Annotated in this window: 17 protein-coding genes; 13 read left to right on the forward strand and 4 right to left on the reverse strand. The window is 64.1% G+C overall.

What is annotated here, in order from left to right; all coding sequences use genetic code 11:
* The first annotated feature begins 142 nt into the window (after positions 1 to 142).
* The 13 genes from SY91_RS04485 to SY91_RS04545 all read left to right on the forward strand — a co-directional run bounded on the left by SY91_RS04485 (position 143) and on the right by SY91_RS04545 (position 17,500).
* Entirely contained in the window at positions 143 to 778 is a 636-nt protein-coding gene (locus SY91_RS04485; RefSeq protein WP_011546581.1) for a tetratricopeptide repeat protein, read from the forward strand.
* A gap of 46 nt (positions 779 to 824) precedes the next feature.
* Positions 825 to 1,340 carry a type VI secretion system contractile sheath small subunit gene (gene tssB, locus SY91_RS04490; RefSeq protein ID WP_023476219.1) on the forward strand — a complete coding sequence of 172 codons (516 nt, stop codon included), beginning with the start codon at positions 825 to 827 and terminating at the stop codon, positions 1,338 to 1,340.
* Between the two features lie 15 nt (positions 1,341 to 1,355).
* Positions 1,356 to 2,846: a type VI secretion system contractile sheath large subunit gene (gene tssC, locus SY91_RS04495; RefSeq protein ID WP_006477094.1), complete on the forward strand. Its 1,491-nt coding sequence runs from the start codon at positions 1,356 to 1,358 to the stop codon at positions 2,844 to 2,846.
* Between the two features lie 70 nt (positions 2,847 to 2,916).
* On the forward strand, positions 2,917 to 3,420 hold the full coding sequence (locus SY91_RS04500; RefSeq protein WP_006477093.1) for an Hcp family type VI secretion system effector: 504 nt from the start codon (positions 2,917 to 2,919) through the stop codon (positions 3,418 to 3,420).
* A gap of 62 nt (positions 3,421 to 3,482) precedes the next feature.
* Positions 3,483 to 3,968, forward strand: coding sequence for a type VI secretion system baseplate subunit TssE (gene tssE / locus SY91_RS04505; RefSeq protein ID WP_006477092.1), 486 nt, complete (start codon positions 3,483 to 3,485; stop codon positions 3,966 to 3,968).
* Between the two features lie 76 nt (positions 3,969 to 4,044).
* On the forward strand, positions 4,045 to 5,880 hold the full coding sequence (gene tssF / locus SY91_RS04510) for a type VI secretion system baseplate subunit TssF (RefSeq protein WP_023476220.1): 1,836 nt from the start codon (positions 4,045 to 4,047) through the stop codon (positions 5,878 to 5,880).
* Positions 5,844 to 6,944, forward strand: a complete 1,101-nt coding sequence (gene tssG, locus SY91_RS04515) for a type VI secretion system baseplate subunit TssG (protein WP_011694123.1) — start codon at positions 5,844 to 5,846, stop codon at positions 6,942 to 6,944. Before tssF ends, tssG begins: the two co-directional genes overlap by 37 nt.
* 41 nt (positions 6,945 to 6,985) lie before the next feature.
* A complete protein-coding gene (gene tssH, locus SY91_RS04520; protein WP_023476221.1) occupies positions 6,986 to 9,655 on the forward strand; it encodes a type VI secretion system ATPase TssH in 2,670 nt (889 codons plus the stop codon).
* Positions 9,656 to 9,699: 44 nt separating this feature from the next.
* Positions 9,700 to 10,821: a type VI secretion system protein TssA gene (gene tssA, locus SY91_RS04525; RefSeq protein WP_023476222.1), complete on the forward strand. Its 1,122-nt coding sequence runs from the start codon at positions 9,700 to 9,702 to the stop codon at positions 10,819 to 10,821.
* 66 nt (positions 10,822 to 10,887) lie between these two features.
* Entirely contained in the window at positions 10,888 to 13,569 is a 2,682-nt protein-coding gene (locus SY91_RS04530) for a type VI secretion system Vgr family protein (protein WP_023476223.1), read from the forward strand.
* 2 nt (positions 13,570 to 13,571) lie between these two features.
* Positions 13,572 to 15,068: a hypothetical protein gene (locus SY91_RS04535; RefSeq protein ID WP_023476224.1), complete on the forward strand. Its 1,497-nt coding sequence runs from the start codon at positions 13,572 to 13,574 to the stop codon at positions 15,066 to 15,068.
* Positions 15,069 to 15,947: 879 nt separating this feature from the next.
* On the forward strand, positions 15,948 to 16,724 hold the full coding sequence (locus SY91_RS04540; RefSeq protein ID WP_023476225.1) for a hypothetical protein: 777 nt from the start codon (positions 15,948 to 15,950) through the stop codon (positions 16,722 to 16,724).
* Positions 16,725 to 16,801: 77 nt separating this feature from the next.
* Positions 16,802 to 17,500, forward strand: coding sequence for a hypothetical protein (locus tag SY91_RS04545; RefSeq protein WP_260632417.1), 699 nt, complete (start codon positions 16,802 to 16,804; stop codon positions 17,498 to 17,500).
* 226 nt (positions 17,501 to 17,726) lie between these two features.
* Here SY91_RS04545 and SY91_RS04550 read toward each other — a convergent pair whose 3' ends face one another.
* From SY91_RS04550 to SY91_RS04565, 4 genes are all read right to left on the reverse strand, one after another.
* Positions 17,727 to 18,677, reverse strand: a complete 951-nt coding sequence (locus SY91_RS04550; protein WP_023476226.1) for an OmpA family protein — start codon at positions 18,675 to 18,677, stop codon at positions 17,727 to 17,729.
* A gap of 4 nt (positions 18,678 to 18,681) precedes the next feature.
* The gene (tagF, locus tag SY91_RS04555; protein ID WP_006477085.1) at positions 18,682 to 19,671 is read right to left on the reverse strand and encodes a type VI secretion system-associated protein TagF; all 990 of its coding nucleotides are present in this window, start codon (positions 19,669 to 19,671) and stop codon (positions 18,682 to 18,684) included.
* Complete coding sequence (tssM, locus tag SY91_RS04560) at positions 19,668 to 23,612, reverse strand: type VI secretion system membrane subunit TssM (RefSeq protein WP_185921094.1); 3,945 nt, start codon at positions 23,610 to 23,612, stop codon at positions 19,668 to 19,670. Before tssM ends, tagF begins: the two co-directional genes overlap by 4 nt.
* A gap of 302 nt (positions 23,613 to 23,914) precedes the next feature.
* On the reverse strand, positions 23,915 to 24,760 hold the full coding sequence (locus SY91_RS04565) for a M15 family metallopeptidase (protein WP_011546566.1): 846 nt from the start codon (positions 24,758 to 24,760) through the stop codon (positions 23,915 to 23,917).
* Positions 24,761 to 24,823 lie beyond the last annotated feature (63 nt).

Genomic DNA, 24,823 nt, shown 5'->3' on the forward strand with positions numbered 1-24,823 from the left:
AGCGCCCGGTTTTAAAAGGAATTACTCTTCACACGACGATTGAATTATGAAAAATTGATCGGTACTATACCCGCGCGCTTCTTGCAAAGCAAAAGAACCAGATTCTCAACGATTTAAAACTCACGCGCCGGTGGATATAACGATGAAAGACCGTCTGTTCGCAAAACTGTCTGGGGTAGTGGTGGCTTGCGGCGTGATCGCCGGCTGTGCGAGCCAGCCTCCCGCGCCGCCGACTGCGGAAGTGTTCAACAAGTCGCTGGCCGATGCGGACGCCGTCGCGAAGGCGGGGGACCAGGACAAGGCGCTCGGCCTGTACCAGCAGCTCGCGAAGTCGGATCCGACGCGCGAGGAACCGTGGTCGCGCATCGCGCAAATCCAGTTCGCGCAAAACCATTACGGGCAGGCGATCGTCGCCGCCCAGGAAGCGCTGCAGCGCGACGCGACCGATCGTCAGGCGAAGAGCGTGCTGGCCGTCGCCGGCCTGCGGATCGCGACGCAGTCGCTCGGCGAGCTGCGCCAGGACGCATCGCTCGCGGGCGATGCGAAGTCCGACGCGCAGGCGCTCGCGAAGCAACTGCGCGATACGCTCGGCGAATCGGCGCTGTTTCCGCCGGAAACCAAGACCGTGAAACCGCGTCCGCCGCGCCGCGTCGTCCATCGCCCGAAGGGCGGGGCCGCACCGGCTGCCGATGCGGCTGCGCCGGCCGCACCGAGCGCGCCGACGCCGCCCGTGGCGCAAAAGGGCAGCGCGGACCCGTTCGGCGCACTGCGCAACTGAAACCGCAACTGACGCGATAACCACAACTAACCTGGGAGCCGTCGAGATGGCCAAGAAAGAAAGCATTCAGAAAAGCTTGCAGAAAATACGGCCGCCGCGCGTCCAGCTGACCTACGAGGTCGAGAAGGGCGATGCGATCGAGGTGAAGGAGCTGCCGTTCGTCGTCGGGGTCGTCGGCGATCTGGCGGGCCAGTCCGAAATCGAGCAGCCGAAGCTGCGCGATCGTAAATTCGTCAACATCGACCGCGATAATTTCGACGACGTGATGAAGGCGATCGAGCCGCGCGCCGCGTTCCAGGTGGAAAACCGCCTGAGCCCGGAAGGCGGCAAGTTCGCGGTCGACCTGAAGTTCCGCTCGCTGTCGGATTTCAGCCCGGACGAAGTCGTCGAACAGATCGAGCCGCTGCGCCGCCTGCTCGAGGCGCGCTCGAAGCTCGCCGACCTGCGCAACAAGCTCGCCGGCAACGACAAGCTCGAGGATCTGCTGTCCGAGGTGCTGAAGAACACGCAGCAGCTGCAGGAGCTCGCGAAGGGCACCGGCGGCGACAAAGACGGCGAATGACGACGGAGTGTTGAGATGAACCAGCAAACGGCTGCGGCCCAAGCGAGCGGCGCGGAATACGCCGCCGGGACTTCGCTGCTCGACGACATCGTCGAGAAGAGCAAGGTCGCGAAATCCGATTCCGAGCATGCGCGTGCGAAGGACCTGATCGGCGAACTCGTGCACCAGGTGCTCGACGGCACGGTGATCGTGTCGGACAACCTGTCGGCCACGATCGACGCGCGCGTCGCGGAGCTCGACCGCCTGATTTCCACGCAGCTTTCCGCCGTGATGCACGCGCCGGAATTCCAGCGCCTCGAAAGCACGTGGCGCGGGATGGATTATCTGGTCAAGGAAAGCAACACGGGCCAGACGATCAAGATCAAGGCGCTGCATGCGCCGAAGCGCGATCTCGTGCGTGATTTCAAGGGCGCGAGCGAGTTCGACCAGAGCGCGCTGTTCAAGAAGGTCTACGAAGAGGAATTCGGCACGTTCGGCGGCTCGCCGTTCGGTGCGCTGATCGGCGATTACGAGATCTCGCGCCAGCCGGAAGACATGTACTTCATCGAGCAGATGTCGCACGTTGCGGCGGCCGCACATGCGCCATTCATCGCGTCGGCGTCGCCGGAGCTGCTCGGCCTCGAGTCGTTCTCCGACCTCGGCAAGCCGCGCGATCTCGGCAAGGTGTTCGACACCGTCGAATACGCGAAGTGGAAGTCGTTCCGCGACGCCGAGGATTCGCGCTACGTCGGCCTGACGCTGCCGCGCTTTCTCGGCCGCCTGCCGTTCAATCCGAAGGACGGCCAGACCGCGGAGAACTTCAACTTCGTCGAGGACGTCGACGGCACCGATCACGACAAGTACCTGTGGTGCAACGCGGCATGGGCCTTCGCGGCCCGCCTGACGGCCGCGTTCGACGACTTCGGCTGGTGCGCGGCGATCCGCGGCGTCGAAGGCGGCGGCCTCGTCGAGGATCTGCCGACCCACACGTTCAAGACCGACGACGGTGAAGTCGCGCTGAAGTGCCCGACCGAAATCGCGATCACCGATCGCCGCGAGAAGGAGCTGAGCGATCTCGGCTTCATCCCGCTCGTCCATTGCAAGAACTCAGATTACGCCGCGTTCTTCGCTGCGCAGTCGGTGCAGAAGCCCAAGAAATACAGCACCGACAGCGCGAACGCGAACGCCGTCCTGTCCGCCCAGCTTCAGTACATCTTCTCGGTATCGCGCGTCGCGCACTACCTGAAGGCGATGATGCGGGACAAGATCGGCAGCTTCGCATCGGCGCAGAACGTGGAGACTTTCCTCAACCGGTGGATTTCGCAGTACGTCCTGCTCGACGACAACGCCTCGCAGGAACAGAAAGCGCAATTTCCGCTGCGCGAGGCATCCATACAAGTGTCGGAGATTCCGGGCAAGCCGGGCTCGTATCGTTCGGTCGCGTTCCTGCGCCCGCACTTTCAGCTCGACGAACTCTCGATTTCTCTGCGACTTGTCGCTGATCTGCCCAAACCGGCAAATTCATAAGCGAGTAAATCGCCCGGGCGGGCCGCCTGGGTAGGACGTTAAAACCACCTCTTTGGGGAGTCGAAGGGCCATGTTACATATGCACTTGCAGTTTGGTAGTCCCGCGGTGAAGGGCGAGTCCGCGGATAAAGACCACCAAGGCTGGATCGAACTGAAATCGTGGGATCACTCGATCGTTCAGCCGCGTTCGGCAACCGCATCGACCGCTGGCGGTCACACGATGACGCGTTGCGAGCACGGCGACATGATCTTCACGAAGGAAATCGATTCGTCGAGCCCGCTGCTGTATCAGCACGCTTCGGGCGGTACCACGTTCGACGAAGTGACGGTCCATTTCTCGCGCGCGGACGGTGAAGGCAAGCGCGTGCAGTATCTGGAAGTCAAGCTCAAGTACGTGATCATCTCGAGCATCGCGCCGAGCGTTCGCGAGGAAGGTCTGCCGCTCGAGACGTTCTCGCTGAAGTACGCAGCCGTGCAGTGGAAGCAAACCCAGCAGAAGATCGGCGGCAACCAGGGCGGCAACACGCAAGGCGCCTGGAGTCTGACGAAGAACGACAAGACCTACGCGGTCTAAGGTCGGTTGCGGCAACGGGGCGCGTCGCGTCCCGTTGTCGTTTTTGCTGTCAACACCGGCCGATGAAACGATTCGAACCCAGTTTTCTCGACAAGCTGTTCGACGACGAACCGCATCTGCCGGCCTCGGCTGCGATGCGGCAATTGTCGCTGGACGAGCTCAAGAACACGGTCGCCCGCGACGTCGAGGCGATCCTCAACACCCGTATCGCGCACACCGAGAACGAGCTGGCGGCGCTGCCGGAATGCCAGAAGTCGGTGCTGACCTACGGGCTGAACGATTTCGCGGGGCTGAGCCTCGCGAGCCACTACGACCGCGCATTCATCTGCAAGTCGATCCAGCAGGCCATCGCGCGCCACGAGCCGCGCCTGCAGCAGGTGCAGGTGACGTTCGAGCTGAACGAGCAGGCCACCAACGCGCTCTACTTCGCGATCCAGGCGCTGCTCGTCGTGCACCCGGCCGAGGAGCCGGTCAGTTTCGACGCGATGCTGCAACCGTCGACGCTGCAGTATTCGGTCACGCGCGCACGCGCGGCACGCATGCAGTAAATCAAGCCGCCGAGCGGGCCGGACCGCCCGGTGGTCAATCAGGTCCGGCAGGAAATATTGAGGTTCGGGGTCGTCGATGGAAGAATTGCTGCCGTATTACGAACGCGAATTATCGTTTTTGCGGCGCTATTCGCGAGATTTCGCCGAACGCTATCCGAAGATCGCCGCGCGGCTCGCGCTGTCCGGCGAGCATTGCGAGGATCCGCACGTCGAGCGGATGATCGAGTCGTTCGCGCTGCTCGGCGCGCGCATCAACAAGAAGCTCGACGACGATTACCCGGAATTCACCGAAGCGCTGCTGGAAGTGCTGTATCCGCACTACCTGCGGCCGTTCCCGTCGTGCTCGATCGCGCAGTTCACGCCGGCTTCGCCCGGCCAGCAGACCGAACCGGTCGTGATCGATCGCGGCACCGAGCTGAAAAGCCGTCCGATCCGCGGCGTGCAATGCCGGTTCCGTACCGCCTACGACGTGACGCTTGCGCCGATCCGCATCTCGGAGGCGCGCTATACGCCGGTCGCGCTCGCGCCGAGCGCGACGGTGCTGCCGTCGAACGCGACGGGCGTGATCTCGATCACATTCGAATCGCTCGCCGCGCAGCTCGATCTCGGCGCGCTGAAGCTGTCGACGCTGCGCGCGCATCTGCACGGCGAGCAGTCGTTCGTCGCCGCGCTGACCGACTGCCTGTTCGTCAACGTGCTCGGCGCGTACGTCGAGCCCGAACGCAACGGCCGCTGGACAGCGCTGCGCAAGCTGCCGATCGCGCAGGCCGGCTTCGCCGAGGACGACGCGCTGATCGACTATCCGGCGAAATCGCATCCCGCGTACCGGCTGCTCACCGAATACTTCGCGTTTCCCGACAAGTTCGATTTCGTCGACTTCGACCTCGCGGCGATCGCACGCGCGTCGGGCCGCTGCCAGCGCGCGACGCTGCATCTGGTGCTGCAGGACGTGCGCAGCGATTCGCATATCGCGCGCCTGCTCGAATTGCTGACGGCGAGCCATTTCCGGCTGTTCTGCACGCCGATCGTCAACCTGTTCCGCCAGCACGGCGAGCCGATCCGCATCACGCACCGCGCGGTGTCGTATCCGGTGATCGCCGAGGCGCGGCGTGCGTTCGCGTACGAGGTGTACTCGATCGACTCGGTGAAGCTCGTCCGGCAGCAGGCGCACGAGGAATCGGTGATCGAATTCCGGCCGTTCTATTCGCTGCATCACGGCGAATCGGCGCGCATCGGCCATTACTGGTTCGCGCGCCGCAACGACTGGGTCGCGCAGAAGAGCCCCGGCTATGAAACCGAGATCTCGATCGTCGACATCGACTTCGAGCCGACGTCGCCGCAGACCGACACGCTGAGCCTCGACCTCACCTGCACGAACCGCGACCTGCCTTCGATGCTGGCGTTCGGCCTCGACGGCGGCGACCTGTTCCAGGAAGGCGGGGCGCAGACGAGCGGCATCTCGCTGCTGCGCCGCCCGACGCAGAGCGTGCGCTTCGAGCGCGGCCGCGCCGCGCACTGGCGGCTCGTGTCGCACCTCGCGCTCAACCACGTGTCGCTCGTCGCGCACGGCCTCGCGCCGCTGAAGGAGATGCTGACGCTGTACGACCTGCGGCGCACGGCCGTGTCGATGCGCCAGATCGACGGCCTGGCCGGCGTCGAGCAGCGCGGCGCCGTGCAGTGGCTGCCCGGCAAGCCGTTCGCGACCTTCGTGCGCGGCATCGAGATCCGGCTGACGATCGACGAGGAGCACTTCGTCGGCGCGAGCCTTGCGTCGTTCGTGCGCGTGCTCGACAGCTTCTTCGGGCTGTACGTCCACCTCAACAGTTTCGTTCAATTGGTCGTCGTGTCGAAGCGCACCGGCGAGGAGATCATCCGATGCAAGCCCCGAACCGGCGAATCGATCCTGGCGTAGTCGACGCGCTGCTCGACGAGCCGCACCGCTTCGAGTTCTTCCAGGCGGTGCGGGTGCTCGAAGGGCTGTTCGCGCGGCAGGCGTCGGATGCGCCCGGCGCGTGGCGGCAGGGCGACGTGGTCGCGCAGCACATCGCATTCCGCAACACGCTGTCGCTCGGCTTCCCGCCGAGCGAGATCGAAGGCGCGCGTTCGTTCGACGACGACGGCGCGCCGCTGAACTCGGACGACGAGCGCGGCACCGCGCTGGCCGCCGGTGAGCTCGGCCGCGTCGAGCTGACGCCCGCGTTCTTCGGGCTGCTCGGCGGGCAGGGCGCGCTGCCGCTGCACTACACCGAGCAGATCGTCGCGCGCGAGCACCTGCGGCGCGACCATGCGGCGCGCGCGTTTTTCGACGTGTTCTCGAATCGCGCGACCGCGCTGTTCTATGCGGCGTGGAAGAAATACCGGCTGCCGTTCCATTACGAGCTCGACCGCGACGAGCGCTACCTGCCGCTGTTGCTCGCGATCGCGGGCGTGCCGAGCGACGAGGTGCGCGACAGCCTCGCGGCCGGCCCGGGCGGCGTGCTCGACGAAGCCGTGGCCGGCTACGCGCTCGCGGCGCGGCACCGGCCGATGTCGGCCGCCTACCTGCAGCGCACGCTGTCCGATTACTTCCGCGTGCCGGTGAAGATCGACCAGTTCGTCGGCAAGTGGTACGACGTGCCGCCCGATCAGCTGAGCGTGCTCGGCGAAGTCAACGCGGTGCTCGGCGCGACGGCGCTCGTCGGCGAGCGCGTGTGGCAGCGCGACATGCGCGCGCGGATCGTCGTCGGCCCGCTGTCCAAGCGCGACTACGAGGCGTTCCTGCCGGGCGGCGCGCACGCCGTCGCGCTCGAGCGGATGCTGACGCTGCTCGCCGGCGTCACGCTCGAGTACGAGGTGAAGCTCGTGCTCAAGCGCACCGAGGTCGGCGCGAGCGTGCTCGGCGCGGGCTCGCGGCTCGGCTGGGATGCGTTCCTGTGCACGCGCGACGCACTGGAGGATCGCTCGGACGCCCGCTACGAACTGCACGTGATTCACTGAGACCCTAACAACAACACGCAATCGAACCTGAGATCGACGCCATGAGCACGCCTCTGAAGACCCTGATCACGAAACTGAACCCGCTGTGCCGCCACGCGACCGAGCGTGCGGCGAGCGCGTGCCTGGCGCGCGGCCACTACGAGGTCGATCTGGAGCATCTGTTCCTCGCGTTGCTCGACGAAGCGACGGGCGACCTGCCGCTCGCCTTGCGCGCGAGCCGCGTCGATCCGCATGCGCTGCACGCCGATCTCGAACGCGAGCTCACGCGCCTGAAGACCGGCAACACGCGCACGCCGGTGTTCTCCGTGCACCTGATCGCGCTGTTCGAGCAGGCGTGGCTGATCGCGTCGCTCGATTCACAGCTCGGCCGCATCCGTTCCGGGCACCTGCTGCTCGCGCTGCTGACCGCGCCGGATCTCGCGCAGTTCGCGCAACGGATGTCGTCGCGCTTCGCGGAAATGAACGTGACGGACCTGAAGCACAAGTTCGACGAAATCATGGCCGGTTCGAGCGAAGCCGAGCCGCGCCAGGCGGACGACGAAGGCAGCGACGTCGCGCCGGCCGCCGACGGCTTTGCGCCTGCGACCGGCCCGTCGAAGACGCCCGCGCTCGACACCTATACGACCAACCTCACGCAGCGTGCGCGCGACGGCAAGATCGACCCGGTGATCGGCCGCGAGGCGGAGATCCGCCAGGCGATCGACATCCTGATGCGCCGCCGCCAGAACAACCCGATCATGACCGGCGAGGCCGGCGTCGGCAAAACGGCGGTCGTCGAAGGGCTCGCGCTGCGGATCGCGGCCGACGACGTGCCGCCGCCGTTGCGCGGTGTCGCGCTGCACGTGCTCGACATGGGGCTGCTGCAGGCCGGCGCGAGCGTCAAGGGCGAGTTCGAGAACCGGCTGAAGAGCGTGATCGACGAGGTGAAGAAGAGCGCGCACCCGATCATCCTGTTCATCGACGAGGCGCACACGATCATCGGCGCGGGCGGCCAGGCCGGCCAGAACGACGCGGCGAACCTGCTGAAGCCGGCGCTCGCGCGCGGCGAACTGCGCACGATCGCCGCGACGACGTGGAGCGAATACAAGAAGTACTTCGAGAAGGATGCGGCGCTCGCGCGACGCTTCCAGGTCGTGAAGGTCGAGGAGCCGAGCGAGCCGCTGGCCGCCGCGATGCTGCGCGGGATGTCGGGCCTGATGGAGAAGCACTTCAACGTGCGGATTCTCGACGATGCGATCACCGAGGCCGTGCGCCTGTCGCATCGCTACATCAGCGGCCGCCAGCTGCCGGACAAGGCGATCAGCGTGCTCGACACCGCGTGCGCGAAAGTCGCGCTCGCGCACAGCGCGACGCCGGCCGCGATCGACGATACGAAGAAGCGCATCGAGCGCATCGATGCGGAAATCGCGTCGCTGGAGCGCGAGGCGGCGGGCGGTGCGGCGCACGACGAGCGGCTCGGCGAGCTGCGCGGCGCGCGCGACACGGCGCTCGAACAACTGGCGAAGGACGAGGAACGCTACGAGGCCGAGCGCGTGATCGTCGCCGAGATCACCGAGCTGCGCGACGCGCTTGACAAGGCACGCGGCCCGTCGGAAGGCGGCCAGCCGGTCGACGTGCAGGCCACCCGCGAGAAGCTCGCCGAACGCGTCGCGGCGCTGCACGCGCTGCAGGGCGGCGAGCCGATGGTGCCGCTGCAGGTCGACGGTCACGTCGTCGCCGAGATCGTCGCCGCGTGGACGGGCATTCCGCTCGGCCGGATGGTGAAGGACGAAATCGACACCGTGCTGAACCTGCAGCCGCTGCTGACCGCGCGCGTGATCGGCCAGGACCATGCGCTGGAGGCGATCGCGCAGCGCGTGCGCACCGCGACCGCGAACCTCGAGGACCCGAACAAGCCGCGCGGCGTGTTCATGTTCGTCGGGCCGTCGGGCGTCGGCAAGACCGAGACGGCGCTGGCGCTGGCCGACATCCTGTACGGCGGCGAGCGCAAGATGGTCACGATCAACATGAGCGAGTACCAGGAAGCGCACAGCGTGTCGGGCCTGAAGGGTTCGCCGCCGGGCTACGTCGGTTACGGCGAAGGCGGCGTGCTGACCGAGGCCGTGCGCCGCAACCCGTATTCCGTCGTGCTGCTCGACGAGGTCGAGAAGGCGCACCCGGACGTGCTCGAGATGTTCTTCCAGGTGTTCGACAAGGGCACGATGGACGATGCGGAAGGGCGCGAGATCGACTTCCGCAACACGCTGATCATCCTGACGTCGAACGTCGGCTCGGCCGCGGTGATGCAGGCCTGCCTGAACAAGCCGGCCGAGGAGCTGCCCGATCCGGACGCGCTTGCCGAGGCGTTGCGCCCGCAGCTGTACAAGACCTTCAAGCCGGCGTTCCTCGGCCGGATGAAAGTCGTGCCGTATTACCCGATTTCCGACGACGTGCTGGCCGAGATCATCGAGCTGAAGCTCGAACGCATCCGCCGCCGGATCGAGGCGAACCACAAGGCCGCGTTCGAGTGGGACGAGTCGCTCGTCGATGCGGTGCTCGCGCGCTGCACCGAGGTCGACTCGGGCGCCCGCAACGTCGACCACATCCTGAACGGCACGCTGCTGCCGGAGATCGCGGGCCACGTGCTCGGCCGGATCGCCGACGGCGTGGCGATCGCGCGCATCGCGGTGCGCGCGGACGAGGCCGGCGAATTCGCGTACACCGTCGAATGAGCCCCCGCACGCGACATCTGATACATCAACGGATTCACTGAACCATGCCGATCAATCTCCCCGAGCTGCTGACGCCGATCAGCGATGCGTCGCCCAGCGGCGACGACCTGCTGTTTTCGAACGAATTCGACGCGATCCAGGACGCGCGGCGCTACGACGACCCGACGCTCGACCAGGGCGAATGGGTAACCGAGATCAAGGAGGCCGACTGGGGCTTCGTCGTTGACCATGCGGGCGAGCTGCTGCGCACGCGCACCAAGGACCTGCGGCTCGCCGTGTGGCTGACCGAGGCGCTCGCGCTCGAGGACGGCATCACGGGCCTCACCGAAGGCTATGCGCTGCTCGAAGGCCTGTGCCGCGACTTCTGGGACACCTTCCACCCGCTGCCCGAGGACGACGACATCGAGCACCGGCTCGGCAACGTCGCGTGGCTGTCCGGCCGCACGGCCGAGCTGCTGCGCGCGGTGCCGCTGACGGACGGCGCATCGAATGCGTTCAGCACGCTCGATTGGGAAGTCGCGCAGCACGTCGCGCAGTCGATCAAGCGCGATCCCGAACACGCGGACGACATCGCGCACGGCAAGCCGTCGATCGACCAGATCGACGCGTCGCGACGCGTGACGTCGATCGCGTTCTACACGGCGCTGCTGGCGAACCTGAAGGCGTTCGAATTCGCGCTCGATGCGTTCGAGGAGCGGCTCGTCGAGCGCGCGGGCGATTCGGCGCCGAGCTTCCGGCAGGCGCGTGACGCGTTCGAGACCGTGTACCGGCTCGCCGAGCGCTTTGCGCGCGAACAGGGCTATACGGGCAGCGCGCCGCACGCGCAGGCGGCGCCGCAGGCCCAGCCCGAACGCATCGAGCCGGTGTTCGGCCAGCCGATCCAGACCGAGGAGACTCACGTGCAGCAGCAGACCGCTTCGCGTCCGCCGGTGACGCAGATGATCGCCGGCATCCAGAACCGCGCGCAGGCCGTCGACCAGTTGCGCGCGGTGGCGCGCTATTTCCGTCAGACCGAGCCGCACAGCCCGGTCGCGTATCTCGCCGACAAGGCGGCCGAGTGGGCCGACATGCCGCTGCACAAGTGGCTCGAGAGCGTCGTGAAGGACGACGGCTCGCTGTCGCACATTCGCGAGCTGCTGGGGGTGAGGCCCGACGAGCAGGCGTGAACGATCGTTTTTTGACCTGAGAGCGCGGGCCCGGCGGGCTCGCGATGAACAAGAAGAAGGTGACGCATGAACGTGACCGAACTGGCCCAGGCGATTCGTGGCGGCCTGATCCAGCAGGATCGGCTGCTGAAGACGGACATCCCGTCGCTGCCGAACAATGCGCTCGTGCCGCGTCGCGCCGTAACCCGCTCGGAGCTCGGCCGTGATTTCAGCGTAACGCTCGATCTGGTGTCCACCGCGAGCGACGTCGAGCTCAAGACGCTGATCGCGCAGCCGATCACGCTGTGGATTCAGCAGGCGGACAGGTCGTATCAGCCGATCAACGGCTATATCCACACGGCGCGGCGGCTCGGTGCCGACGGCGGCCTGTCGAGTTACCAGCTGCGCTTCGCGTCGTGGATGCACTTCCTCAAGTTCCGTAGCGACATGCGGTACTGGCAGGACCAGCCGGTCGACGCGATCCTCGCCGACGTGTTCGACAGGCATCCGCAGGCCCGGGGCCAATACCGGTTCGCGCTGTCGAAGCCGCTGCCGTCCCGTTCGTACTGCCGCCAGAGCGAAACCGACTGGAACTTCGTGCATCGGCTGATGGAGGACGAAGGGCTGTTCGGTTTCTGGCGGCACAGTGAAGACGGGAAGGCGCACACGTTCGTCATCACCGACGACCTGCATACCGTCGACGCGCTGTCGCCGAATACCGTCAGATTCGATCGCTCGGGCAGCGGCACCGAAACCGCCGGTTTCACGCAATGGACCGCGTCGCGGACCTTGCAAAGCACGCTGCATACGACGCGCACCTTCGACTACAAGTCGCCGTCGTCGGCGGGCAATCCGAACGGCACGTCGCTGCCGACGAAAAGCGGGCAGGGCGAGCTGCCCGATCAGGCGGAAATTTACGAATACACCGGCGCTTACACGTATCCGGCGCAGGACCGCGGCGAACACCTGTCGAAGATTCGCCTCGAGGAATGGGAGTCGCGTGCGAAGCGTTTCTTCGGCGTGGGCGGCGTGCGTTCGATCGACGCCGGCCGGCGTTTCACTCTCGTCGACCATCCGGAGCACGATCGCGATGCGGCGAACGACCGCGAGTTCGCGGCCATCGGCGTCACGCGTTACATCGAGAACAATCTGCCGGCCTCCGACCACGAAGCAAGTTTCCCGCATAGCCTGCAGGACCCGCTGGCGCAGGTGAAGGCCGGGCACGGGAAAGGGGTTGCGTTCGAGGTCGGGCATGACGACGGCTCCGCCGGCTTCTATCTCGTCGAGGTCGAGGCGCAGCGCGCGAGCGTGCCGTATCGCAGCCCGTTCGAGCACCGGAAGCCCGCGATGCCGCTCGAGACGGCCGTCGTGGTCGGTCCGAAGGGGGAGGAGGTCTATACCGACGCGCTGAACCGGATCAAGGTCATGTTCGTGTGGGACCGGCAGAGCGAAGGCCGCGAGACGGCATCGTGCTGGATGCGCGTCGTGCAGTCGGATACCGGCGGCGGTTACGGCGCGGTGCATATTCCGCGCGTCGGCGAGGAAGTGCTGATCGGCTACATCGGCGGCGACTGCGATCGGCCGATCGTCATGCATCGTGTCTACAACGGGGCGGCCAAGCCGCAATGGCATAGCGACGGGCTCCTGTCGGGCTTCCGGTCGAAGGAGTATGCGGGGTCGGGGCACAACGAGATGGTGCTCGACGACGCGACTGGGCAGAACCGCGCGCGCCTGTTCAGCAGCAGCGCGAATTCGCTGCTTCATCTCGGCTATCTGATCGAGCAGAACGGCAACACGCGCGGTGCGTATCTCGGCTCGGGTTTCGATCTGCGCACGGATGCGTACGGCGCGCTGCGTGCGGGCCAGGGCTTGTACGTGACGACGCATCCGCAGCAGGCGAACAGCCAGCCGCTCGACGCGAGCGAGGCAAAGCAGCAGCTTGGCAGTGCGGGCGGGTTGATCGAGTCGATGTCGCAGGTCGGCGAGATGCATCAGGCGGAGAGCCTCGGTACCGGTCGCGATGCGCTGAAGCAGTTCGCCGATGCGACGCAGAACAGCGTGGCAGGGGCGGCCTCGGGGGGCGGCAGGACGGCCGGCGGCGGAACGGGGAATGCCAATGCGTTCAAGGAACCCGTGATGCTGTTCGCGAGCCCGGCGGGGATCGGGATGGCTTCGCAGCAGTCGGTGCATCTGGCGAGCGAGCAGCAGACCAATATCGTCAGCGGGCAAAGCACGTTCGTGACCAGTGGGAAATCGCTGATCGCCGGCATCCGGGATCGCATCAGCCTGTTCGCGCAGAACGCCGGGATGAAGTTGTTCGCCGGTAAAGGGGCGGTGGAGATCCAGGCGCAGAACGACAATGTCGAAATGATCGCGCAGAAGACGGTGAAACTCCTGTCTGCGACGGCAACGATCGAAGGCGTCGCGAAGGAGGAGATTCTGCTGACGTCGGGCGGTGCGTATGTCCGAATCAAGGGTGGCAACATCGAGATTCATGCGCCGGGCAAGATCGACGTGAAGGGCGGGCAGCACGCGTTCAGCGGGCCGACGAGCATGCACAAGACGTTCAAGGCGGAAGGCAAGAAGGCGGATATGCGGATTCGCTACGTGGATGCCGATGGCAACGTGCCGCATGGGGAGCCGATCAAGTTCACGACCGAGGACGGGACCGAGCATAGCGTCGCGCTAGACGCGGAAGGCAAGGCGGAATTGAAGAACATCGATTTTGACGAGTTCGTGGCCAGTCAGGTCAAGCGGATGGGAGAGTGAACATGGGTGGCAAGGCGCTTGTTCAACATCAAGTTTGTATCGATCTGCCGGGGGAGCCGGTCAAGTGCGCGGCCGAGACGGAGTTGACTGTGTTGTTGCGCAAACACCGGGACGTGGTGTTCGACGTCAAGCTTCAGTCGGGTGCGACGTACACCGTCACGACGACGCATCCTGATCGACCCACTGGGCGCTTTTATGACACCAGGCAGAAGGCGAATGTCGGCAAGACCACGTTCAACGATGGGCAGCTATGCCACATCTGGCTCGGACGTACGTTCGAGGGGAGCCTAATTTTGAAGCAGGGCGATAAGGTGCTTGGGCACTATCCGATTGCCAAAATGGACTGCACAAAAGGCTGCACCGATGACCCAAAGGATAAGCCGGCGCCGGTCCTGATCATGCTCCACAACGACAAGGAGTGGGCTAAGGACTTGATTCGGATTTCGGACGCCGGAGTCCTCGGCAATGCGGTCGCGGCGCCATCCCTGATGTCCGCTCTCGAACGGGCCCGCCGGGCGCAACCCAAAGATGATGTATCCAGTCTGCTGAGTGATAGTCCGTTCCGGTCGAAAACGACGATCTCGGGTGCTGGCAATGTTGTCCGAGGCGAGGCATTAAATGTTTCCGCAGATGGGCGAGAAATAAAATATTCAGTTCATCTATTCTCGATAAAGCGGAATGCTGGGGTGGATGAGCCAGGTTGGGCCACCAAATTCTTCAAGGAAGGCGATAAACCTTACGAATTCAAGGGCAATCCTCACGATGTTATATCGAGGAATTGGATTCTGGCACAGGCTGGGAGTATTGGAGCCTATGTGAGGGATGCATGGTACGGAAACGAGCCATGGGCAAGAGATTTTTTCAAGAGATCCTTCTTTTTAATCAAGCGGGGCGGTGAGACGGTGCTCGCGTTCTCTACCGTTCCCGAAGATTGGAAGACTCTGGGGTTTCTTCTGGTTGGCTATGCACGGGAAGTGCGGCCCGGCACGAAGTTGGCAATGATTGCCGGCGGGGCCGGATCGTTGTCCTCAGTAGGGGCTGCGGCGTGGAATGCGGCCAAGGAATCGTTTTCCGGCAATGCACTGATCGCATTCTTTATTGGGGCGGGAATCGATGCGTTTGTATGGTTTTCGGACTCGAATCAGGACTTTCGAGACTTAATGGCAATATTGTTGGTGGATGCTTTCAAGTCAGCATTGGTTGGTGCTGCGATAAGCCTGATCAATGCCGGTATAGTCGCTATGGCCGCTGCAACAGGCGTCACTGTTGGTGCTTTGGCAATCGGGGGTTTTGTTCTAATTTTGGGCGTAGGCTTGCTTGTCGATTACTTGTTCGATGCCAGTGGGAAGAAATTCGTAAAACTGCTATTTCATAATCCGAAGTCTATCGTGGACGAAATCGATGGTATGGTACGCAGGGCGGGCAGAGTGCTCGAGGAAAAGCTTCCAAAGGACTACGGCAATTATTATTCCGGGTCGCAATGGCTGTTGCTTCCCTAATCGTTAATTGAATTTTTTGCGAGTTTTGGTCTGGCAATGATCGAGTCAAATGTTGATGAGGGGGCCGTCGATGACGGTTCTCCGATAGATTTTCATGGGAAGTTAGCCGTAATAGAGTTGGCTATTGGTTTGCTTGTGGCTGGAATCTATTATGTGTTTTCTCAAATGGGCGTGATGTCGGGGTCGTTATGGAAGTCAGTTGTGATTGTCCAGCTGTGTGTGTCGGCTGTTTTGTTCATCCATTACATCGCAAATCGACGATCTCGTAGGCTTTGGGTCGAGGGTGTTGTTTCTCTATTTGCTATGGTTCCGTGGTTGATGATCTCATTGGTGTGGTTGTTCTATGTATCATATGTGATGCCGGTGATGTTGAGGTCTCTGGTAATTGTGGCTTGTTTTTTAATTATTGGTTGGCACTCGCTCAAAGTCTGGTTGGATTTTAGTCGGGCTGTGAAGAGTGAATCGATTGTCGGCACGATTTATTACGAAAGTAGTGAGGGCTTTGTATTTAGGAATTCCTTGGGGGGTATATTGACAAATTAACTTCAAGAAATCCTCTTAAAGGCTCGTTGCTTGCAATGATCGGTTATGCCTCACCCTTTGCTGCGGCATTTGGGTTGAGTGCAAATCATATTTTTGGTGAAAGCGTTGGTCCTCATGTATTGTGCGTAATTTTGTCGATTATTGGCTTTCCGATGTCTATCTGGATTTTGGGGAATGCCTGTGTGCGGTCGATTTTTTTTCGGGTGTACTTGCCATTGAAGCTCGAAAAAAAGACGGGAAGGAAGGTTGTTATTAGTTCGTGAGTGTCATGGTCGGCTACGAAAAATACATGCCCAAGGACTACAACCCGTACTCGCCGATGTTTGGAGCCGTGCCATGACGAACGAGGCTGTCGCCCGCGGCGCGGGGAAGTCGCTGTCACCGGTCATTGCGCAGACCGTATGGGCCGGGATTCTGCTGAACGCGTTAGCGATTGCGCTCGCGTTTACCGCTTACAAATTCGATTACGGCGTTTCTAGTCTTCCCGGCCAAATCAGCGTAGCAATTGCCGTGGCGTGCGTGGCGACGCCGGTGATTTGCTGGCTCGTGTGCCGACGCACAAACAAATTCATCGTCTATGGGTGGCTCAGGTTGGTCAGTTTGCTGTCGGCCTATGCGTTGATCGGGATCGCCTTTTACTTCTACTACTTCATTTTCGCGCCGATGCCAGTTTTTGCACGGGTTGCCGGATTGGCGATCGGAGGCGGGCTGAGCGTCTACTGGACCGTGTATTCCTACCTCGCACTGACGCGTCATATCGCACATTCAGATTTCGAGGGCAGGGCGTTTGACATCGATGACGGAGCGATCGTCTGCCGGAAGGACTTCTTCGAGACTCTCGACGCCGCATATGCAGAGCGTAGCCCGTTCGTCAAATGGCACTCATGGATTGTCATGGCGCTTGCGCCATTCTTTTTGGTGCTCAGTCGGTTGCTGTCGATGTACTTTGGGACAGGCGGCGTACTGTTCTTTGTTGCAGCAATCACTTTCCCCGCGTCGCTCTGGTTAATCGGCGTCATGATCCGGGTCGGGGTGACGATGATCCAGTTGCCGCACGCGATGGAGCGAAAATACCGAAAGCCTGTGCTGATGGCGCGTGACGCATCGTTCTAGCGCGGGTGAGCGCCGCAACGGCAATCAAACCAGGTGATACGAAAGCGCGGGGCGGTCAGTGACGTCGCGGCGTATGTATGAAGAGTGTTGATCGACTCCGGCCTGATCACGTGTTCGAGATGGTGAGGAAAGCCGTCCCGCTGTGCTTGGTGTTACCGTTGCTGGGCGCAGGGATATCGTATGCCGCCTATACGGACGAATTGTCAATGTCGACCTGGCCCTGGAGGATCGGCGTTCTGGTTGCATTAGGTTGCTGCACGGGACTCCTGCTCGTCTATGTGAGATATCGCGGTACGAACGAGTTGTTCGCTTACGGACTCGTCATGTCGCTGGGCACGTTCGCGACGTACTACTTTTTCGGCATATTCGGATATTTCTGCTTCTTCATCTTTGCGCCTATACCCGACCTGGCGCGGTGGCCGGGATTGATCGGCGGCATCGTACTTAACATTTTCTGGGCGGCAATAGCGTACCGGAGCGTGCGTCATACGATCGAGGCAACGCCCTTTGTCGGCAACGTATTAGACGATCGCGGGGAGGTCGTCATTTATGACGTTCAGCGCGGAGTAACGGAGTTCGAGCGGCACCACAAGGAGCCTTCCGCCATCCCGAAATTTGGCCGACATATCGTGTTCGGACTGGCGCCGCTTTACCTGATACTGAGTCGCCTGCTTTCATCGAGTTTCGGGGCAAACGGCGTGCTACTGTTTTTGGCCGTAATGAGCATGCCGCTGGCGTTGTTGTTGTCAGCTTGCTCGTGCGCAACTACGTATTGATGGTCGCTTTGCCCACGCGGATCGAGAAGGAGCGTGGCAAACGTGTATTGGTGACCGGATAGGCCGCATTTTCTTGCGGACGAATGTCGCGTGACGTCGAACGTATCGTCTCCGACGAGCGAGGTTGGCCACAAAGTGTCCGCCCTCTCGCCAGAGAATCGGATCGATCGCGTCTCGGGCGCGCTGGAATCGGCGCACGGCCCGTGTAAGAGGGCCGTCGCCCCGGTCACTGCCCCACCCGGAACTCGATCCGCCGATTCCTGGCCCGCCCATCCGCCGTATCATTCGGCGCAATAGGCTGATCCGGGCCCACCCCCGTCGTCGTCATCTGCTGCGGCGGAATGCTCTTCGTGATCAGATACCCCTTCACCGCATCCGCGCGCGCCTGGCTCAGCGCGATGTTCGACGTCCGGTTCCCCGAGTTGTCGGTGTGGCCGATGATGTCGACCGTGCGGTTCTGCATCTTCGCCAGCGCGGCCGCCATCTGGTCGAGGATCAGCTTGCCCTGCGGCGTCAGCGTCGCGCTGCCGGTCTCGAACTCGATCGTCCGGTTCGCGAGCGTCTGGTCGAGCACGCCCTGTTCGGACGCCGACACGCGCAGCCCGTTCTTGATCGTGTACGTCGGGTTCAGCGTGTTCGCCATGTCGCTCGCGAGCTGCTGGCGCTGCGCCTCGTTGTGCACCTCGCCCTTCATCTCGATCTGCGTGCCGTTGATCTTCAACTGCCCCTTGCTGATCTGCTTGAGCTGCGCGCCGAGCAGCTTCTGCACGTTCGCGCTCCAGTTCGGCGGCGTCGCGACGTCGCCCACCTCGACCTGGTCGACGACGTTCGTCGCGCCGTAGGTGTCGCGCAGCTTCTGCAGCACGGCGGCCTTGGTCGCCTCGTCGGGCACCTTGCCGCCGACCACCACCTGGCCGGGCGTCGCGTTCGCGGGCGGCGGCGCGATCGTGCCGGCGGTGCCGTGCACCACCGTGCCGGACGCGCCGCCGGCGTTCGGGTTCGCCTGCTGCAGCGCGGTCGTCGCGACCGTGCCGTTGCCGACCGGCGTGACGGTCGCGCCCGTGTTCTGCGCGAAGGCCGCGCCGCTCGCGACGAGGCCGGCCGCGAACAGCGCGGCGAGGGCGGGCGAGACGGCGGCCGACAGGCGCGCGCGCCGGACCTGAATCGTGCGATGCATGCCGTCAGCCTCCGATGAACGCTTCGCGGAACGCGTCGATGGCGACGCGCAGCGAGAGTTGCGGTTGTTCGAGGTAGCTGACGAGCTTGCTGATCTGGTGATCGTTTTGCGCATGGGCGTCGATCCACTCGGGATCGTCGATGTCGATGTTGTGGGCGGCGTAGGTCTGCGGGTCGACGACGCTCAGCAGCGTCTTCGCCGACGCGCCGTTGAAGCCGATGACGAGCCGTTCGCGTTCGGCGATCGTGCCGATGAAGATCGCAAGCTCGAAGTCGGCCTGCGCGACGAACGGCGCGATCAGTTCGAGCCAGAACGCGGCGACGAGGCTGCGGTAGAACGGGTCGACCGGCAGCGGCAGCGTGAGGCCGCGTTCGATGTGCGACGAGCCGCTCTGCATCACCGGGCGCAGCAGCGAGCCGAGCGCGAGCATCGCGCCGCGCAGCCGCACCGGATGACCGCTTTCGAGCAGCATCTCCTGCAGGCCGTACAGCGTCTGGTGTTCGACGAAATCGTTGAAGGTGCCGTCATGCGACGTGCCGGGGCCGCCGATGTCGATCGGCACCTGCGTGTCGCCGAGCGCCTGCAGCGCGCCGGGCGGCTCGTCCTTGCCGAGCAGCGGCGGGATCTGCGCGGCGACGCGCGACCACAGCCGCGCGAACGCGAGCGGGCTGCGCGCGAGGAACGCGAGCGGCCGGTCGACCTCGAGCGCGGTCGCGCCGAGGAACGGGAAGCGGCGCATCGACACGTCGTGGCTCGCGACCATGTGGCCCGCAATCGCGAGCTTGCTGCGCGAGCCGAGGAACGCGAAATGCATCGGCTTCGCATCCTCGTAGACGATCTTCCAGCGCGGATCTTCCGCGAGCAGCTCGAGCGCCTGCGCGATCCAGCGATCGAGCGTCTGCAGCAGTTGCGGATTGTGCGCGCTCTTCACGAAGTCGCCGCGCGACGGAATCTTGCCGAAGTAGGCGATTTGCGCCTGTACGGTTTGCGTCATTGCGCCCTCTGTGCATTCGTTGCGTTGGCGGCCGCGACGGCCGGCGCGGCGCCCGGCGTGCCGGCGCCGGCTTGCGTCGCATTCTGCGCGGCGCCCGCGCTCGCGTCGGCGACCGACGACGGCAGCTGCAGGCCGCGCAGGCTCTGCTGCTGCGGCTGGTCGCCGCCACCGGCCGACGGCTGCGACGTGCTGATGATGCGCATCGTCACCGACACGTTCACGCTGCCCTGTGCCCACGTCAGGTCGAAGGTGCCGTCCGGACGGCGCTTGCGCTGCGCCGAGTTGATCAGCTTCTCGAGACCGTAGCGGCCCGGCTCGTTGACGAGCTGCACCGTGCGGCCGTCGAAGGTCGTCGCGGACAGCGTCGCGCCCGGCGCGCCCTGCGGGTTCGGCCACACGAAGTTGGTCCACTGCGGCGGCGTGTTGCGGTAGCGCAACTGCTGGCCGTCGATCGCGATCGTGTATTCCGTCGTGCCCGTGCTCGGTTGCGGCAGGATCTGGAACACGGTCTGCGGTTCGGCCGACGCGGCCGCGCTGCCGGCGGCGCCGCCCGCGAGCGGCGCGACCCAGCGTGCGAAGCCGTTCGTGAAGTCCGGCGTGAGCCCGATGCCCATGTCGCCCCACGTGCGGGCGGCGAGCGTGTCGCCGCGGCGCACCGCGAGCGGCCCGAGCGTCGTGCCGACGAACTTCGCGATCGAGCCGTCCGGGCCGAACACCTGCGCGATCTCGCCGGCGCCGGCCTCGACCTTCGCGTTCGCCGCGAACGGGTACTTGGTCGCGAGCGAGCTCTGGAACGGCTGGTAGACCTGCGCGTTCCACACCTTGTTGACTTCGGCGCTGGCCGGCTGGATCACGACCGCGAACGCCTGCATCAGCGGCCGCACCAGCAGCGGGCGCAGCGACTTGCGTTGCGAATCGGTCAGGCCCGTCAGCATCTGCTCGTCGACGAGCTTGAGCGAATCGGCGAGTTCCGAACCGTTGCCGTCGAGCGTCTGCTGCATCAGCTGGCGCGCGCCCGGCCCCGGGTCGCCCTGGTTCTTGATCACGTTGAAGCGGGTGCGGACCTTCGACAGCGACTCCATGTAGCCCTTCAGCATCGACGTGCCGTCATGCGTCGCGACGATCCGCGCGAGCCCGACGAATTCCTGGCCGATCGGGCCCATCGGCACCTCGGCCGGATTGCCGTTGATGTCGATGTTGGCTGCCGCCATCTGGCCGGCCTGCGAGCGCGTGAACAGTTGCTTGACCCAGTTCACGACGCCCGTCTGCGCCTTCTTGATCGTCACGTTCGCGAGCGACGGGTTGTCCCACGACGTCTGGTCGTACGCGGTCTCGAGGATCTTGCGGATCGGCGAATCCTGCGGGTCGCCCAAACGGTTCATCCCGTCGACGGCCTGGCCGAAGCTGGTGAAGCCCTGTACCGCGATGCCCTGCATGAACTTCTGCCAGTGCTGCGCGTACTCGGTCTTGTACATGCCGACGAGCGTCTTCTGGATCTGCTCGGGGCTGCCCTCGAGCGTCAGGTCATCCTGCGTCGACGTGTTGAGCACCCAGTCCTTCGCCTGCAGCTCCTTGGTCGCCGCATCGCGGATCGCCGGCTGCACGTAGTCGAACCACGCTTCGCGCGTGAACGTGCCCGGAATCGCGTAGCTGCCTGCCACGAGCCCCTGGTTGCCGTCGCCGACGATGCGCGCGATGGTCATCGGCGCGAAGCGGGTCGACGCGCGGGCCTTGATTTCCTCGTAGACGCGCTGGCGGGCCGGCATGCCGCGCACGACGCGGCGCAGGTTCTCTCGGGTCTGGTCGACGAGCGCGAGGTTCGCGTCGATCATCGGCCAGTCGTCGTCGTTCACGCGCGACAGGTAGAACGAGATCATGCGCTCGGCGCTCCGGATCATCTCGTCGCGCGGCATGTTGCCGCGATTCGTCTCGAGCCAGCCGCGCCAGAAGCGGGCGAGCTGGTCGGTCAGGTGCGCCTGTTCGACGTGACGCTTGTCGGACAGCATCAGGTAGGTCTTCAGCGCGTTGTATGCGTCCTGCACGTTGGTCGGCGACGCGTCGCTGTAGAGGCCGCCCTGCGGCGCGGCCGCCTGTTGCGGGGCGGCGGCCGGCGCGGTGCCGGATGCGGCCAGCACGGCGCCGGCTTGCGGCGCGGCGCCTGCCGCGTTCGTCGAGACCGGCAGCGTGCCGCCCTGCACGGCGCCCGATTCGGGCGGGCGCGTCATCGGCACGAGCTGCTCGGGGTGCGCGTTCACGTCCTTCATGAACGACGCGAGGTTCTGCGACACCGGGGCCAGCAGGATCTGGCGCACGCCGTTGTAGTACTCGGTCAGCAGGTGCTGCTCGAGACGGTCGCCCTGGTACAGGCCGAGCGACACCGACAGCGGCTTGTCGCGGCGGAACTGTTCGAGCTGCTCGATCCGGTCCTCGATGATGTCCATCGCCTGCAGGCGCGACTGCAGGTCGTTGCGGCCCTGCTGCAGGCGCGTGACGTTGTCGAGGTCGGCCTGCACGTTCGCTACGAGCTGCTGGTTGCCGATGGTCGACCAGGTCCAGCCGCCCAGCGCGAGCGCGAGCGCCGCGACGAAGCCGAAGAAGGTCGCGTAGCGCAGCCGCGTCTTGGTCGGGCTCGCGAACTGGCGCACCGTCTGGCGGTCCGCGAAGATCACCTTCGAGAACAGGTCGCGCAGGAAGAAGCCGTTTTTCGAGAACGCGCTGTGCGGTTTCGGCAGCGCGCTGCCGTCGAGGCCGAAGCGGTGCGCGATGCGCTGCGCGGCCGCGCTGTTGGTTTCGCCTTCCTGCAGTGCGCTCGTGAAGTAGAAGCCGCGGAAGATCGGCTTGTACTGGAACGGGTTGTTCTCGAACAGCGTCGCGAGGAACGCGCGCAGCGACGGCTTGATCGTCGAGAATTCGAGCGGAAAGCTCAACTGGCCCGGCGACAGCTGGTTGCCGCGCGACAGCGACAGCTGCGCGACGCTGATTTCCTTCAGCCCTTCGTAGAGTTCCTCGAAGTGCGTGTCGAACTGCGCGACGACGTCGCGCTTGTCGTCGGGCTCGTAGGGCAGGGTGGCGCCCCACACGCGGTCGTACTCGTGCTTGTCGCTGCTGCTGAAGAATTCGGTGAAGCCGGTGATCAGGTCGGCCTTCGTGAACATCACGTAGACCGGCGCGAACACTTCCAGCTTTTCGGTCAGCTCCTGAACGCGCTGACGGAGGTTCTTCGCGAGGTTGATCGCGAATTCGGGGCGATTGCCGGTGAGTTCGGCGATGCTGGCCGTGACGATGATGCCGTTGATTGGCGCCTTCGGACGGTAGCGCTTGAGCAGCCCGAGGAAGCCGAGCCACTCGCTGCGGTCTTCCTCGTGCACCGAATAGCGGCCGGCCGTGTCGAGCAGGATCCCTTCGGTCGTGAAGAACCAGTCGCAGTTACGCGTGCCGCCGATGCCGTGGATCACGGCGCTGTTCTTGTCCGCGAACGGGAACTGCAGGCCGGAATTGAGCACGGCGCTGCTCTTGCCCGCTGCCGGGTTGCCGATCACGATGTACCACGGCAGTTCGTACAGCGCGGAGCCGCCCGACACCTGGCCGATCTTCGACGTCTTGATCGTCTTCACCGCATCCGACAGGCGCGTGCGCAGCACGTCGAGGTCGGCCGTCTTCGCGTCCGGCGCGAGCGCGGCGGCGGCCGGTGCGGCGATCTTGCCGGTTTCCGCCTGTTCTTCCAGCACCTGGCCGAGCTGCTGGTTCGCGCGCTTCACGCGCCAGCGGCGCCACAGCGCGACCACGAGCCACAGCGCGAGGACCGCCGCGAACGCGAGCGCCGCCCACAGGAGCGGCAGTTGCAGCATGTCGGCGACGATGAACAGAATGGCCGCTAGCGCGACGATCCCGACGATCGAGAGCGTACGCGGATGAGTCAGCACGTTGAGGATGCGTTGCATAGGACGTTCAGGGTTCCGGTGCGATTCGGTGAGGCGACGCAGGCGCGTCGAGCGGCAAGGGTGGCGCCGCGATGTGTCGCCATGCTGTCAAACGGGGTGAAGGAGGCTGGCATCAATGCGCTCGCGGCATCGGAGAAGGCGCGCGCATTAACGAAAGGACGCTGTGAGATTTAAAACGGAAGCGGCGGCCGGAAAAAATCGCGCACCGGAATGCCCGATTGTTTGCGCCGCCCAAATCGTTTCCTGCCGGGTGATTAAAAAGCCCCATGCCGCCCTCATTATTTCTTGTCCGGCAGCCCTGACTAGCTGCCGCGTCCCAGTTTAAAACCGGGTTTATGGTATTCCACGTGCCCGAGATCCATCATTTTCCATCGGCCGCCCCAGGTCAGGCCGACTTGCTCGGCGACCTGGCCGTACAACTGGTAGCCGCGCATCGCCCACGGATCTTTCTCGGAAATGACCAGTTTGCCGTCGCGCAGGAATGCGTTGTCGGCCGCCAACCCGAACTGGTGATAACTCTGGAAGGCCGCCGCATTGGTCACGTTCGTGCCCATCTGCGCGAGCCGGTTCTGTCGTTCCGGGCTCCGGTAGCCTTCCAGCAGCGCCATTTCATAGCCATGTTGTTCGTGCATGATCTTGTAGACCAGCAGCAAACGCGTACGGAAATCCGGGTCCAGCAGGTTCCAGTCGCGGCTTGCATCCTTGAGCGCCGGGCGGATCTGTTCGACTTCCTTCGTGGCAAAGACTTCCGGCGGCAACGGCGGCGGCGGCACGAGTTGTTCGCCCTGCAACAGCGCGGCGATCTTCTCGTCGGGCACGCGCGCCGTGTCGTCGTACTGAAATAATTGCCGACCGCGTAACGCAATGGCCACCAATGGCGGCGTCGCAAGAATACCTGCCGACACCATAATCATCAAGCGCCGCCGAACCAGTAAATTTTGCACGTCGCTTAATGCGCCGCGCGTCACGGTTGCCGATTTAACAATTTGACTGCGCGTGCGTGCGGCGCGCTCGTTCGCACGGCGCGTCAGACGGCCGTGAAACTGGGCCACGGATTCGAAAACGGTCGCGCGGATACCCGGTAAAAGCAACAGTGCCGCAACGGCGACGGCGAGGGTGAAATAGGCGACGAGTGCGACGGCAATCAAAGAAATCCCCGGAAATTGGAATTGATTGTGTTTTGCAATGCTTGCTCTTAGAATCAGGCTGCT

Source organism: Burkholderia cenocepacia (assembly GCF_014211915.1).
Taxonomy (GTDB): domain Bacteria; phylum Pseudomonadota; class Gammaproteobacteria; order Burkholderiales; family Burkholderiaceae; genus Burkholderia; species Burkholderia orbicola.

Excerpts from the sequence above, each read along its gene's own strand:
- tssA (WP_023476222.1), top strand. The coding sequence starts at position 9,700 with ATGCCGATCAATCTCCCCGAGCTGCTGACGCCGATCAGCGATGCGTCG.
- SY91_RS04485 (WP_011546581.1), top strand. The coding sequence starts at position 143 with ATGAAAGACCGTCTGTTCGCAAAACTGTCTGGGGTAGTGGTGGCTTGC.
- SY91_RS04550 (WP_023476226.1), bottom strand. The coding sequence starts at position 18,677 with ATGCATCGCACGATTCAGGTCCGGCGCGCGCGCCTGTCGGCCGCCGTC.
- tssH (WP_023476221.1), top strand. The coding sequence starts at position 6,986 with ATGAGCACGCCTCTGAAGACCCTGATCACGAAACTGAACCCGCTGTGC.
- SY91_RS04545 (WP_260632417.1), top strand. The coding sequence starts at position 16,802 with ATGAAGAGTGTTGATCGACTCCGGCCTGATCACGTGTTCGAGATGGTG.
- tssG (WP_011694123.1), top strand. The coding sequence starts at position 5,844 with ATGCAAGCCCCGAACCGGCGAATCGATCCTGGCGTAGTCGACGCGCTG.
- tssM (WP_185921094.1), bottom strand. The coding sequence starts at position 23,612 with ATGCAACGCATCCTCAACGTGCTGACTCATCCGCGTACGCTCTCGATC.
- tagF (WP_006477085.1), bottom strand. The coding sequence starts at position 19,671 with ATGACGCAAACCGTACAGGCGCAAATCGCCTACTTCGGCAAGATTCCG.
- SY91_RS04540 (WP_023476225.1), top strand. The coding sequence starts at position 15,948 with ATGACGAACGAGGCTGTCGCCCGCGGCGCGGGGAAGTCGCTGTCACCG.
- tssE (WP_006477092.1), top strand. The coding sequence starts at position 3,483 with ATGAAACGATTCGAACCCAGTTTTCTCGACAAGCTGTTCGACGACGAA.
- SY91_RS04530 (WP_023476223.1), top strand. The coding sequence starts at position 10,888 with ATGAACGTGACCGAACTGGCCCAGGCGATTCGTGGCGGCCTGATCCAG.
- tssB (WP_023476219.1), top strand. The coding sequence starts at position 825 with ATGGCCAAGAAAGAAAGCATTCAGAAAAGCTTGCAGAAAATACGGCCG.
- tssC (WP_006477094.1), top strand. The coding sequence starts at position 1,356 with ATGAACCAGCAAACGGCTGCGGCCCAAGCGAGCGGCGCGGAATACGCC.
- tssF (WP_023476220.1), top strand. The coding sequence starts at position 4,045 with ATGGAAGAATTGCTGCCGTATTACGAACGCGAATTATCGTTTTTGCGG.
- SY91_RS04535 (WP_023476224.1), top strand. The coding sequence starts at position 13,572 with ATGGGTGGCAAGGCGCTTGTTCAACATCAAGTTTGTATCGATCTGCCG.
- SY91_RS04500 (WP_006477093.1), top strand. The coding sequence starts at position 2,917 with ATGTTACATATGCACTTGCAGTTTGGTAGTCCCGCGGTGAAGGGCGAG.